This is a genomic window from Methylovirgula ligni (genome assembly GCF_004135935.1).
GTDB lineage: Bacteria > Pseudomonadota > Alphaproteobacteria > Rhizobiales > Beijerinckiaceae > Methylovirgula > Methylovirgula ligni.
Window position 1 is genome coordinate 521,190 of the sequence record NZ_CP025086.1, and the last position, 12,297, is coordinate 533,486.

13 protein-coding genes are annotated in these 12,297 nt (G+C 63.2%); 8 read left to right on the forward strand and 5 right to left on the reverse strand.

Annotated features, from left to right (window positions below):
* Positions 1 to 37: 37 nt before the first annotated feature.
* Entirely contained in the window at positions 38 to 1,348 is a 1,311-nt protein-coding gene (locus tag CWB41_RS02440) for an AmpG family muropeptide MFS transporter (protein ID WP_115835579.1), read from the reverse strand.
* Positions 1,349 to 1,475: 127 nt separating this feature from the next.
* Here CWB41_RS02440 and CWB41_RS02445 point away from each other — a divergent pair, with 127 nt between their 5' ends.
* Entirely contained in the window at positions 1,476 to 1,859 is a 384-nt protein-coding gene (locus CWB41_RS02445; RefSeq protein WP_115835578.1) for a hypothetical protein, read from the forward strand.
* 24 nt (positions 1,860 to 1,883) lie between these two features.
* On the opposite strand, the gene CWB41_RS02450 is transcribed toward CWB41_RS02445, so the two are convergent.
* Complete coding sequence (locus CWB41_RS02450) at positions 1,884 to 3,131, reverse strand: tlde1 domain-containing protein (protein ID WP_245411179.1); 1,248 nt, start codon at positions 3,129 to 3,131, stop codon at positions 1,884 to 1,886.
* Positions 3,132 to 3,721: 590 nt separating this feature from the next.
* A complete protein-coding gene (locus tag CWB41_RS02455; protein ID WP_115835577.1) occupies positions 3,722 to 4,378 on the reverse strand; it encodes a glutathione S-transferase family protein in 657 nt (218 codons plus the stop codon).
* 84 nt (positions 4,379 to 4,462) lie between these two features.
* Here CWB41_RS02455 and CWB41_RS02460 point away from each other — a divergent pair, with 84 nt between their 5' ends.
* The 6 genes from CWB41_RS02460 to CWB41_RS02485 all read left to right on the forward strand — a co-directional run bounded on the left by CWB41_RS02460 (position 4,463) and on the right by CWB41_RS02485 (position 8,710).
* Entirely contained in the window at positions 4,463 to 5,677 is a 1,215-nt protein-coding gene (locus CWB41_RS02460) for a polyhydroxyalkanoate depolymerase (RefSeq protein WP_115835576.1), read from the forward strand.
* A gap of 41 nt (positions 5,678 to 5,718) precedes the next feature.
* The gene (locus CWB41_RS02465) at positions 5,719 to 6,183 is read left to right on the forward strand and encodes a cupin domain-containing protein (protein WP_115835575.1); all 465 of its coding nucleotides are present in this window, start codon (positions 5,719 to 5,721) and stop codon (positions 6,181 to 6,183) included.
* 412 nt (positions 6,184 to 6,595) lie between these two features.
* On the forward strand, positions 6,596 to 7,336 hold the full coding sequence (gene aqpZ / locus CWB41_RS02470) for an aquaporin Z (protein WP_115835574.1): 741 nt from the start codon (positions 6,596 to 6,598) through the stop codon (positions 7,334 to 7,336).
* A 71-nt stretch (positions 7,337 to 7,407) separates the two neighbouring features.
* A complete protein-coding gene (locus CWB41_RS02475; RefSeq protein ID WP_129396380.1) occupies positions 7,408 to 7,629 on the forward strand; it encodes a hypothetical protein in 222 nt (73 codons plus the stop codon).
* Positions 7,630 to 7,648: 19 nt separating this feature from the next.
* The gene (locus CWB41_RS02480; RefSeq protein WP_115835572.1) at positions 7,649 to 8,146 is read left to right on the forward strand and encodes a hypothetical protein; all 498 of its coding nucleotides are present in this window, start codon (positions 7,649 to 7,651) and stop codon (positions 8,144 to 8,146) included.
* 186 nt (positions 8,147 to 8,332) lie between these two features.
* Positions 8,333 to 8,710, forward strand: a complete 378-nt coding sequence (locus CWB41_RS02485; RefSeq protein ID WP_245411178.1) for a hypothetical protein — start codon at positions 8,333 to 8,335, stop codon at positions 8,708 to 8,710.
* Here the strand turns inward: CWB41_RS02485 and CWB41_RS02490 are convergent.
* Together CWB41_RS02490 and CWB41_RS02495 are read right to left on the reverse strand one after the other, a co-directional pair.
* Positions 8,658 to 9,887 (reverse strand): M48 family metallopeptidase, encoded by a 1,230-nt coding sequence (locus CWB41_RS02490; protein ID WP_115835571.1) that lies wholly within the window; start codon positions 9,885 to 9,887, stop codon positions 8,658 to 8,660. The genes CWB41_RS02485 and CWB41_RS02490 overlap by 53 nt on opposite strands.
* A 9-nt stretch (positions 9,888 to 9,896) precedes the next feature.
* Positions 9,897 to 11,726, reverse strand: a complete 1,830-nt coding sequence (locus tag CWB41_RS02495; protein WP_115835570.1) for a chloride channel protein — start codon at positions 11,724 to 11,726, stop codon at positions 9,897 to 9,899.
* Between the two features lie 85 nt (positions 11,727 to 11,811).
* Between CWB41_RS02495 and CWB41_RS02500 the strand changes: the two genes are divergently transcribed.
* The gene (locus CWB41_RS02500; RefSeq protein ID WP_115836317.1) at positions 11,812 to 12,249 is read left to right on the forward strand and encodes a MarR family winged helix-turn-helix transcriptional regulator; all 438 of its coding nucleotides are present in this window, start codon (positions 11,812 to 11,814) and stop codon (positions 12,247 to 12,249) included.
* Positions 12,250 to 12,297 lie beyond the last annotated feature (48 nt).

The following is a 12,297-nucleotide window of genomic DNA, read 5'->3' on the forward strand; positions in this document are numbered from 1 at the left end:
CGGGCTTTAACGCCGCGCCGCGGCTGCGGTTCCCGGCTCATGCCGGCGCCTGCACGCGCTCGCGCAAATGTCTGTGCCAGACATAAAGCGCAAGCAGCGCCACCGGGATGCCGATCAGTGACGTCTCGATGAAGAACCAGGTGAAGTCCTCGCGCTCGATGATGAAGCCGGACGTTCCGGCGAGCAGGCTGCCGGGCAATGCGCAGAGCGATGTCAACAGCGCATATTGGCTCGCCGCGTGCTCCGTCGCCGTGAGGGTCGACATATAGGTGATGAGCACGATCGAGGCGAAGGCATAGGCGAAACTGTCGATGCTGACTGCTGTCGCGAAGAGCCAGAAGTCGTGCCCGTGGCCGCCATAAGCGGCGAGATAGGCGAGCGCGAGATGCGAGGCCGAGGCGAAGACGGTGCCGATGATGAGCGTCGCCATGATGCCGAGCCGGGTGATGATGATGCCGGCGGTGAACGTGCCGGCCAGCGCGACCCAGAAGCCGAAGAGCTTCGTCACCGTTGCTATATCCGCATCCGAATAATGCAGATGTTTGAACAGCGGCATCGCCATCGCGCTCGACAGATAGCCGGGCATGCGAAAACCCGCGACGAGCAGCAGGATGGGAATGCCCATCGTGCCGAGACGGGTGAGAAGCTCCTTGATCGGCGCGACGATCGTCGCGACGAAACCATCGCTTCTGGCATGCGGGCGCAGATCGGAGGGCGGCTCGGGGGCGAGCAGCGCCGCGATCATGCCGGGCAGCATGCAGACGGCCATCGAGAGATAGGCGGCGCGCCAGCCGAAGGCATCGGCGATATAAAGCGCCCCCGCGCCCGAAACGAAACCGCCGATGCGCCAGCCGATCTCCGACCAGGACGACATGAGGCCCGCATTCTCCGGCGGCGCGACGGTGATGCGCCAGCCGTCGATGACGATATCCTGCGTCGCGCCAGCAAAGCCGAGCGCCAGAGAAAAGAAGATCGTCCAGGCGAGCCAGTGCGCGGGATCGCCGAACGCGACGCCGATGAGCGCCAGCGCGACGCCGATCTGCGCGGTGACGATCCAGCCGCGCCGCCGCCCCAGCAAGCGGCTGAAAAGCGGCGCGTCATATTGATCCATGAACGGCGCCCAGACGAACTTGAACTTGTAGGCCAGAGTCAGCTCGCTCATCATGCCGATGATCGCGAGCGGCACTTTCGCTTCCGAAAGCCACGCCGATTGCGTGACATAGACGAGCAGAAACGGAATGCCCGAACTGAAGCCGAGCCCGAACATGGCGCGGATGCGCGCATCGGCGATGAGATGGCGGAGCGACGGAGTGGTCTCTGTCTTCGCGGGCAAAACTTGCTCTTGCATAAGATCTCTGAAGCCGGACTTCCCGCGCCATGACTAGCGCATTTTTCTGACGTTTGCCTGTCGCGCGGCACCCGCGCCGCAGCGCGGCGTCTGCCGGACGCAACCGCGGCTTTCACGGAGAGCGATCATGAGCACATCCACGGGTCTCGCCAAGGCGGTGACCGCGCTCGATGTTTTGGTGGCGAGCGGGTTCGCCCTCGCCGGTCTCCTGCGTCCGCAGGCGATCCTGCCGGCCGGATTTGCGCCGACGCCTGCGGCGAGTGTTTTCGCGATGTATGCGGCGGCGCGGACGCTGCCGCTCGCCGCGTTTGTGCTGATCGCGATTTTCAAGAACTGGCGCGCGACGCTGATCGTCCTCGGCACGCTGGCCGGCATTATCCAGTTTCTGGATTTCTTCGTCGGTCTTGCCCAGCACGACGCCGGAAAATCGATCGGGCCACTCGTGCTCGCGCTGCTTCAGGCGGCAGCGGTCTTTGTGCTCTATCGTGAGCCGGAGACGCGGAAGATTTGAGAATGCAGGGCCGGTGGGCCCGGATCAGAGCCCGGCGACCACCACCAGCCGTCTGACTTCGCCGTTGCGGAAAGCGTCGAGGAAGGCCGGGTAATTGCGGAACGAGACGCAGCCGTTGGAATCGCCGCGCGGTCCAAGCATAAATCTGTGGGCGAGAAGGCCGACGCGGCCATAGGGATCTCCGCCGACCGGGACCAGCCGAAGCGCCGCGACACCGTGGAAGAGTTGCTCGCGCGGCTGCAGGTCATAGACGCCGGGCGGGGTCGGCCCGCGCATTTTCTGGCGGACATAGCGCGGATCGTCGAAGGCTTCCCCGAGGCCCGAATGCGCCTCAAGCCGACGCCCATCGGGCAGATAAACCGTATGCGTCGCGATATTGTAGACGGCCGTATAGTGATCGTAGGGCGAAAGGACCGCCGCCACGGGCTTCGACGTATCGACGACGCCGTCCTCCGATTCGGCATAGGCGAGCGCCTGACCGGACGGGCGGTTGATGCCGCCAAAAAGCTTGTCGAAGAAGGAATTGTGATCCTGCGGCGGGGTGGGCGCGGCAGCGACCTGCGTGGTTTCTTTCGGTTGCGGCGCCTGACGGACGGCGACGCGGGTGTGATTTTCAGCCTCGGGAACGACGAGGCCATCGGGGCGCGGCGCCGGCAGCGGTACGCTGGCGACCATATGGGCCGGCGGCAGCGGTGCGCTGGCGGCGAGGTTCTGATCGCCGGAAAGGGGAAGCACGTTCTCCTTCCCCGATTGATCGTCCTGCGCCGATTTATCCTGCGTATCGACGTCATCCGCCGGAACCCGGGGCGCGACGAGCGCTTGCGGCTCGACCGGCGGCATCGGGATCGCGGCGAGTTGGGTCGGGATCGCGGCAACGCGGGACGGCGAAAGGGCCTCGGGGTCTTCCCCAAACGTGGACGCCAGGGGCGCGCTCTGCGCGAAGGAGGCGCGGGCCGCCTTCAACGAAAAGGTGGGGTCGATAAACGGGCTGTAGACATTCGCCGCGACATGCACCGGAGCGGCCGGTGTCCTGACGGCCTGGGCGGCGACTTGCGGCCTGAGGAGGGAAGCCGCCTCGAGGGTGGGAGCTTCGATTGGCGCTTCAACGACCCTGATCTGCGCGTCCGGGTGAACGTAGACGATCCAGGCGCCGGCTAATGCCGCGAGGCCGAGGACAACAGCGCCAGGCGCTGCCTCGGAAAGAACTCTGCGGAAAAACCCCCGTCGATTAAACGACGTGAAATCCTGTGGCGCATAGGTCCAGTAAGTCATCCACCCCGCGTCCTGTTCGATCTCAACTCTATGCCTTCTCGCTTGCCCGGACTTGACCACCTCGCGGTGGCGCCGAAATGCGGAGGCTCTTATTTGAGGACGTTTTTAGTTAAATGCCGATTAATGATCTTATCTTTACGATACTCCGGATTACGGCAATGACAGGGCAGAGCCCCGGCCGATTGCCGAATGCGGGGCTTATTAAGACTTCATCAACTTCGGATTTACTTTTTGCCCCTGCCCCAGCCTTCCAAAAAAAAACTTCGGCCACAAGGGGCCTGCCGCCGGCGCGAGGCTGGAAAACGGGGATGAAGGCGCCGAAACCTGCTTTCGTCGCCAGAATCGGAGCCGCCTGCGTGCATCCGCCGCGCCGGACCCATCTGGGACGGCTGCGGGATTTTTCACGGCCATAGCCAGATTCACATGTGATATTAAAAGCTTATGTCGATGCGGTACGCGCCTCGCCGCCGCCGCCCGACGCCCATGGCGCGCCCATTTCCCAAGGCGATGCAGCCTTGCAACACATGCAGAAAGAATCCGCTTTATCTCCCACCGGCCTGCGTAACGGCGTCACATGACGCCGGAACGGCTCAGAACTCGACCTCCAATTCGGCGAGTTCTTCGGGTTCGGCCTTGGCGGCGGTGATCCAGTCTTGCATCGGCGCCCAATCCAGGATCGTCGCGCAATAGGCCTTGGCCGCCGGATTGAGCGGCACATTATAGGTGATGAAACGGGTCGCGACCGGCGCATACATGGCGTCGGCGATCGTCGGCCGGGCGCCGTAGAGAAACGGCCCGCCCCAGCGCGTCAGGCATTCCTGCCAGATCGTCTGCACGCGATCGATATCCGGCTGCGCCCCGGCGAAAACTTTGAAGTTCGTATGCCGGGCTTTCAGATTCATCGGCAGCGCCGAGCGCAAATTGTAAAATCCGGAATGGATCTCGCCGGAGATCGAACGGCAATGCGCCCGTGCCGCCTTATCTTTGGGCAACATGCCCGCTTCCGGATTGCGCTCCGCGAGATATTCCGCGATGGCGAGCGTGTCCCAGACGCTGACATCGCCCTCTGTTAGCCGCGGCACCAGCACCGACGGCGCCAGCAGCAACAGTTCGGCACGATTGGCCGCATCGTCGAGGGCGATGGGCTGCTCTTCCACCTCTATTCCGGCGAGTTGGCACAGCAGCCAACCGCGCAAAGACCAAGAGGAGTAGTTCTTGCTTGAGATCGTAAGTACTGGGCGCGACATGACCGCTCCTGGACGCGAACGGGTGAAACTTTAAGCACGCGCCGATATTGCGGCGCAAAATGAAAGACCTTAGCCTTGAAGCACATGTTGTACCGCGCTTATCAGGCTTACTCGGAAGCCTCCGAACCGATCCGCATGATGGCCCGCGCCGGCTTGAGCTTGGGTCCGCTGTTTACCGGTATCAGCGAAGTCGGATTCGGCAAGCACTATGTGGCGGCGCTGGAATTGATCAGCCGCACCAGGCTCTCGCACGCGCGGCCGGATTATCGCATCGAAAGCACGCTGGTCGATGGCGAGCCCGTGCCGGTGCATGAGAAGGTGGTCGCCTCGCTGCCCTTCTGCAATCTCGTCCGCTTCAGCAAGGAAAGCGCTGCGCCGCAGCCGAAAATGCTGGTCGTGGCGCCGCTCTCCGGCCATTTCGCGACGCTGCTGCGCGAGACGGTGCGCACGTTGGTGCGCGATCACGAGGTCTATATCACCGACTGGAAAAATGCCCGCGACGTGCCGCTGGAGGAAGGGCCGTTCGGCTTCGACGATTATGTCGACTACATCATTCGCTGCCTTGAGCTTATCGGGCCGGGCGCGCATGTCCTCGCGGTCTGTCAGCCTTGCGTGCAGACGCTGGCCGCCGTCGCGGTGATGGCGGAGCAGCGCAACCCCGCCGAGCCGCGCAGCATGACGCTGATGGCCGGCCCCGTCGATGTGCGGGTCAATCCCTCGAAGGTTAATGAGCTTGCGACCTCAAAGCCGATCGAATGGTTCGAGGACAATCTGATCGCGCATGTGCCGGACCATCTGCCCGGCGGCGGCCGGCGCGTCTATCCCGGTTTCGTCCAGCTCACCGCCTTCGTGTCGATGAACATGGATCGCCACGTCAAGGCACATCGCGATCTCTACGAGCATCTGAGTGCCGGCCGTGAGGCCGAGGCCAAGGCGATCAAGTCCTTTTACGACGAATATTTCGCCGTGCTCGATCTGCCGGCGGAATTCTATCTCGAAACGGTCAAGACCGTATTTCAGGACGCTTCTCTGGCGAAGGGCGAGCTGACCTATCGCGGGAAAAAAGTGGACCCGCGCGCGATCCGCCGCACGGCGCTGCTCACCGTCGAAGGCGAACGCGACGACATCTGCTCGGTCGGCCAGACGGCGGCGGCGCATCTGCTCTGCAACGGACTGCGGCCGCACCTGAAGCGCCATCATTACCAGGTCGGCGTCGGTCATTACGGCACGTTCAGCGGCCGCCGCTGGAACGGGCAGATCTATCCGGTCATTCGCAATCTGGTGCTGGCGATGAATTGACTGGCGCAGCCGCGCGCGCGCCAAATAGTAAGGAGGTTGTGATGACAGAAGGACATGCTGCGGTTTTGGAAAAGGACTTCGCCGCCGCGACGAAGCCCGAGACCGAATTCTCCCACGTCAAGCCGGGCGATACCGAATTCAAAGGCTCGGGCCTGCGCGACTTTTTCCTGTATCGCGATCTCGGCATCGCCAAGGCGACCAACGGCAAGGTGATCGCGCATCTCGTCAAGGCCAACATGGCGCCGACCGAAGGAACGGGCTGGCACAAGCATATCGCCGATTTCCAGATCGTCATCATGACGAAGGGATGGGCGCGCTTCATGTACGAGGACAAGGAGACGCTCGTCTCCGCCGGCGACGTTGTGCATCAGCGGCCGGGCATCACCCATTATCTGTTCGATTACTCGCCGGATATGGAATATCTCGAAATCGTCGGCCCGGCGAATTTCGGCACTGTCGAGGTCGAAGGGGTTGCCGAAGTTCCGGCGCCGACGCCGTGGAAATGAGACCGCAGCGGCGCTGCGCCTGAGACAATCCATGCCGCGCGGATGACCTTATCCGCGCGGGCGTCAGAATCGAATCGGTTAACTCCACACGCCGTTTTTTATTAACGCGGGACGCGCCGCTTCGCCTCGCCGCCCATCACTCCACAATTTTTTTGAAGATTTATCCGCTGGCTTCGCCGTAGCGCATCGCCTTGGCGGCGCGCGACGTTCGGCGTCGCGGCAAGCACGAGCGCGACCAAAAGTTGAACCGGCCGCCCCTCGACTTCGATTTAGCCGCGAAGCAGACTCCCCGCCGCGGGGCCGGCAACGGTCGCGCGCCTCGTTGCGTCATCCCAATAAGCTGCCCCATGCCCGCCACGTCTCCGCGCGGACCAAAGAAGGCAGTCTTTCCAGCCAATTTGAGAGGTGCCCTATGCAAAACGATCTCATCAGACGCGTTGCGGCCGAATTCTTCGGCACGTTCTGGCTCGTGTTCGGCGGCTGCGGTGCGGCGGTTCTGGCCGCGACCTTCCCTCATACCGGGATCGGTTTCGTCGGCGTCGCTTTTGCCTTCGGTCTCACGGTTTTAACCATGGCCTATGCCGTCGGTCACATTTCCGGCGGCCATTTCAACCCGGCGGTCACGGTCGGCCTCTTTGCGGCCGGCCGGCACGACGGGGCGCAGGTGGTCCCTTACATCATCGCGCAGGTAATTGGCGCAATCGCCGCCGCCGCGGTGCTGCATGTGATCGCCTCCGGCCAGCCCGGCTGGGTAGCGGGCGGCTTCGCCTCCAACGGCTATGGCGATTTGAGCCCCGGAAAATACAGCCTCGGCGCTGCTGCGCTGACCGAGTTCCTGGCGACGTTCTTCTTCCTCTTCATCATCATCGGCACGACCTCGAAGGGCGCCGCCGCGGGCTTTGCCGGCATCCCGATCGGCCTCGGCCTCACCTTGATCCACCTGATCACCATTCCGGTGACCAATACGTCGGTGAACCCGGCGCGCAGCACCGGCCCGGCGCTCTTCGCCGGCGGGGAGTATATTTCCCAGCTCTGGCTGTTCTGGCTGGTGCCGATCGCCGGGGCGATCGTCGCCGGCCTGCTGGCGCGCTGGCTCTATGAGCCGGAAAGCATCGCCGGCACGATAGTGGTGGAAGAGCGCCGGGTCGCTTAATATGACCGCGCGGGGCATCCCGGCCCGCTCAGGCCAGGATGCTCCGCCTTCTCGGGGGAAAGGATGCGGCCATGGGTTGGCACGTGCGTTACATCGATCAAGCGTTGAAACACGAACTGCTCTCACAGGAATGGGCGACGGAAGAGGAAGCTTTGGAAGACGCCTGGAACCTGGCGCAGCAAGACGGCATCGAGATCACCGCCATCGAGGGGCCGGACGAAGAGACGGTGCCGATGGAAGATGTGCAGGCCTGGTTCGACCACCGGATAAAAAAAGAAGCCGGTCCTTCGTGACCGCGCTGGAAACATCGAAATGATGCCCCTCTTGCGCATGTCGGCGGTTTTGATCGCCACGCTTGCGGTGGTGCCGGCCATGGCCGAACCCACGGGCTGCGACCATTTCAAATGGCCGCTCGACCATGAGAAGGCTTTGCTGTCCAAACCGATCGCTGTCGCCTCCGGCGGCGCGGCAACCCTTGCGACCGGCGAGACTCTGACGCTAGACCCCGAGGCTACGGCGAAACTGCCGCAAGCGCCGTCACGACCGCCGAAGTTTCCGGGTTCCTACGCGGGCTTCGTCACGCTCGCGGCGCCGGCCAGCGCAGGCATCTATCGTGTCACGCTGACGCGTGGCGCCTGGATCGACGTCGTACAGGATGGCCATCTTCTGAAAACCGTCGATCACACCGGTGCCACCGGCTGCGCCGGCCTCGCGAAGAGTGTCAAATTCGATCTGAAAGCGACGCCCTTCACCGTCGAGATCAGCAGCAGCACCGCGCCCTCCGTCGCCCTTGTCGTGACGCCGGATTAGCCAATTAGGGCGTCGCTGAACCTCATGCTGAGGAGGCTGCGAAGCAGCCGTCTCGAAGCATCCTTCGAGGCTCGCATCCGCAGCCACAGGCCGCGGATGTTCGCGCCTCAGGATGAGGGAGGCTATGCCGCGCGGCTTCCTGACCCGCGCGAACCCCGATAGGCTTGCCTCTTTCAGGAGGCAGCCATGTCCGACCCTTTTCAGGTTTCACTTGCGCCGCAACAGCTTTGGCAGGCGATCAATCCTTTGACCTTCTACCAGCAGGGTTCGCAGATCGGCTTGTTCAACATCGATTTGGGCCAGACGCCGAGCCCGCAGACCGAGCGCACCATTCTCAACGATGTCGGCAGCTATGGGCGGCAGATCGGCCATATTGGCGACGCGCTCGAAGTCATCCTCGATCATTTGAAGCTCAAGGACCTCGAGCCGGCCGAGAAAGATGCAATCGATATCCTACGCGGCCAGCTCGCGCAGGTCCGCCGCATCAAAGCGCGTATCGAGGCGACGAAGGCTAACCCTCAAGATGGGCAATCCGCTCCGGCACCGGCGGGTGCGAATAATTGAAGATTGTATAAAGCCAGTCCGGCGTCAGCGTCGCGAGATTGTCGCGGCTGAGTTTGGTCAGCGCCGAAATCATCGGCGCGGCGCCGACCGTGGACTTGGCGAAGGCATCGGCCTGAAATTCCGCCCGGCGCGACAGAAAATTCGTCAGTGGCGCGAGAAGGCTGCCAAATGGCCCCATCGCGGTCATCACGATGATCAGCACGAGAGCGGGATCGTTCGGCAGGTGGAAGGCCGCCGGCAGCGTACCGGCCGCGAAGGCCCAATGCAGGATGGCGAAACCGGCCAGCGCCAACAGCGCGCTCTCGCCGATGCGCTGGAGCACGTGGCCGAATTTGAAATGCCCAAGCTCGTGCGCGAGAACGGAAAGAATTTCGTCGCTCGTATGCTTCTCCAGCAACGTGTCGAAGAAGACAATGCGCTTGGCCTTGCCGAAGCCGGTGAAATAGGCATTGCCATGCGCCGAGCGCTTCGACGCGTCCATCACGAACAGGCCATTCGATTCGAAGCCGCATTTGGCGAGCAACGCGACGATGCTGGCGCGCATCGGCCCCTCGGCCATCGGCGTGAACTTGTTGAACAGCGGCGCGATGAAAGTCGGAAAGATGACGATCATCGCCACCATGATCGCCATCATCGCCGCCCAGGCGAAGATCCACCAGAGATTCGGCAGCGCGCGCAGCAGCGCGAATAGCCCATAAAGCAACGGCACGCCAAGCACGAGTTGCAGCGCTGCCGCCTTCGCCTGATCGAGCGCGAACATCGCCGGCGTCGTGCGGTTGAAGCCGAATTGCGCCTCAAGGCGGAATGTCTTGTAGATGGAGAACGGCAACGTGAGCAGGTAAGAAATCGCCGTCACAAGAACGACGGTGGCGACGCTGCGTGTCAGCCCGGCCGGAATATGCGCGGCGACAAAATGGAAGACAGGCCGCAGCAGAAAGGCGAGCCAGATGATCGCGAGATCGGCATCGTAAATCGCCTCGATGATCGCCAACCGCGCCCGCGCCTCGGTATAATCGGCGGCGCGCTGATGCTCCTCCAGGGTCACGGTTCCGGCGAAGGCCCCCGGCACGGCGCCGCGATGGGCGCGGACGGCGGCGGCCTGCCGCCAGTCGAGATAGGTGTTCAGGAGCCCGGAGAGGACGATGGCGGCGAAGACGAGTGCGGCGAGAGCGGTCATAGGCCCTATTTAGGGCATCTCCGCGCCAGATGCGAGGCCGCCTCGATCATCGATAGGAGCTCCGGCCGAGGCCGGACGGCGCCCAAAGAAAGCGGTCCTCGGTGCTTCTTCGGCCTCAAATCCTGCGCGAGCCCTGATGACGTCCCGCCAGGCGAGATAGCCGACGATTTGCCGGCTCTCGCGCGAGATCACGGCGAGATGGCCGATATCGGTCGCCGCGAGACGCGCCGCGACACGCTCGAGATATTCGTCCGGATAAGCCACGGGCAGCTCAGCGCCCGCAAGGAGTTCAGCCAGATTTGTCGCGCGCTGACGCCCCGCGCGCCGCCAGCGCAAGACGGTCGGCGGATCGACGATCCCGAGCACTTTATTTTCAGCATCGACAACCGGAAAGCTCGGATGCGCCGTCGTTGGCGCGGTCAGAAAACGTGCGGCTTCGTGCAAGGTCATCGTTTCGGGCAGCGTTTCGACCGGGCATGTCATCACATCGCGCACCCGCGCCAGGGCGAAGGAATCGACACTGTATTCACAAACGAGGTGATGGCCCCGGCGCGTAATCTTCTCGGTGAGGATCGAGCGGCGCATTAAAAGCACCGTCACCGCATAGGCCGTCGCGCAAGCCGTCAGCAGCGGCAGCAGAGCGTGGAGATCGCCCGTCAATTCGACCGCGAAGAATGTCGCCGTCAAAGGCACGCGCATGGCCCCGCTCATCGTCGCCGCCATGCCGAGCAACGCGCAAAATGCGGGGGATTGGTCCGGCATGACCCACGACAGGGCCGCACCCGCCGCGCCGCCCATCATCAACAGCGGGGCGAGAACGCCGCCTGATGTACCGGAACCGAGCGCGACCGACCAGATGACGGCTTTCACGACAAGCAGGAGCAGCAGGACTTTCAGCGCAAGTTGGCCTTGCAGCATCGCTGCGATGTTTTCGTAGCCGACGCCGAGTGCGCGCGGCTCGATGAGGCCGCCGAGGCCGACAACGAGACCGCCGAGCATTGGCCACCACATCCAATGGATCGGCAGCTTCATGAAAAAATCCTCCCAGCGATAGACAAGCTGCGAGAGGATGCAGGCAAGGAAGCCGGCCACGACGCCGAGGACGACCCAGGTGACGAGCCCAATCAGCGAAATCTCGCTGACGCCCGCGAAAGGAAAGAGCGGGCCCGGCATATGCAGCGCGGTGCGCGCCACGGCGGCCGTGACGGCGGCGACCACCACCGGGACGAAGCTGCGCGGACGCCACTCGAACAGCAGCAATTCGACGCCGAGCATCACGGCGGCGATAGGCGTCCCGAAAACAATGGTCATTCCCGCCGCTGCGCCGCCGACGAGCAGCGTCTTGCGCTCGGCGTCGCTCACTGGCAGCATTTGCGCGATGAGCGAGCCAATGGCGCCGCCGGTCATGATGATCGGCCCTTCCGCGCCGAACGGGCCGCCGGTACCGATGACGATCGCCGAGGACAGCGGCTTGAGGATCGCGACCTTGGGATCGAGGCGCGAGCGGCCCAGCAGGATCGCCTCGATCGCCTCGGGAATGCCGTGGCCGCGAATCTTCTCGCTGCCGTAGCGCGCCATGAGCCCTACAATGAACGCGCCAGCAACCGGGATCAGGACAGACCACGGCCCCAGATGCGCCGACCCAAGTTTGAGATCGGCAAAGCTGAATTGGCCGAAATAGGCGATATTGGTCGCCAATCGGATCAGCTTGAGAAGCGCCAGCCCCGCCGCGACCCCTGCCAGCGCTACGGGCACGGCCAGGGCGGCAATCGCGAGAATACGCGGCCCTGCGGAAAAGTCGGAGAGGGGGCGATCGCTTGTCGGCACAGCAGATTTCATGGATGAAAGGGCAAATTCGATTGAAGCGAAGAGCGCGGATATATATCGTATTACGATACTATTTGCGGTGCAAGCGAGGCTGCTGATGACGGAAGAGAAAAGGCGCGAAGAACTGAAAAGCCCGCTGCGGCCCACGCAGGAGGACTATGAGGCGCTTTCGGATTTTCGTTATTCGATCCGCTGTTTTCTGGAATTCAGCGAAAACGCCGCACGCAACGCCGGGCTGACGCCGCAACAGCATCAAGCTTTGCTGGCGGTGCGCGGATTTCCGCCGGGCACGGCGGTGACGATCGGCGATCTGGCCGAGCGGCTGCGCATCCGTCATCACAGTGCGGTCGAACTGGTGGATCGGCTGGTCGATGCCGACCTGCTGCTGCGCCGGCCAGACGCGCTCGACAACCGCCGCGTTCTCCTCAGCCTCAGTGACGCCGCCGCCGATATTCTGTCGCAACTCTCGGCGGTTCATCTCGACGAGCTGTCGCGGCTCCGCCCAGTCCTGAAAGGAATCCTGCGGCGCATTTAGCTGCTCCGCCGCGACGGCGCACCCAACGCGCTGATATCACTGGTAAAC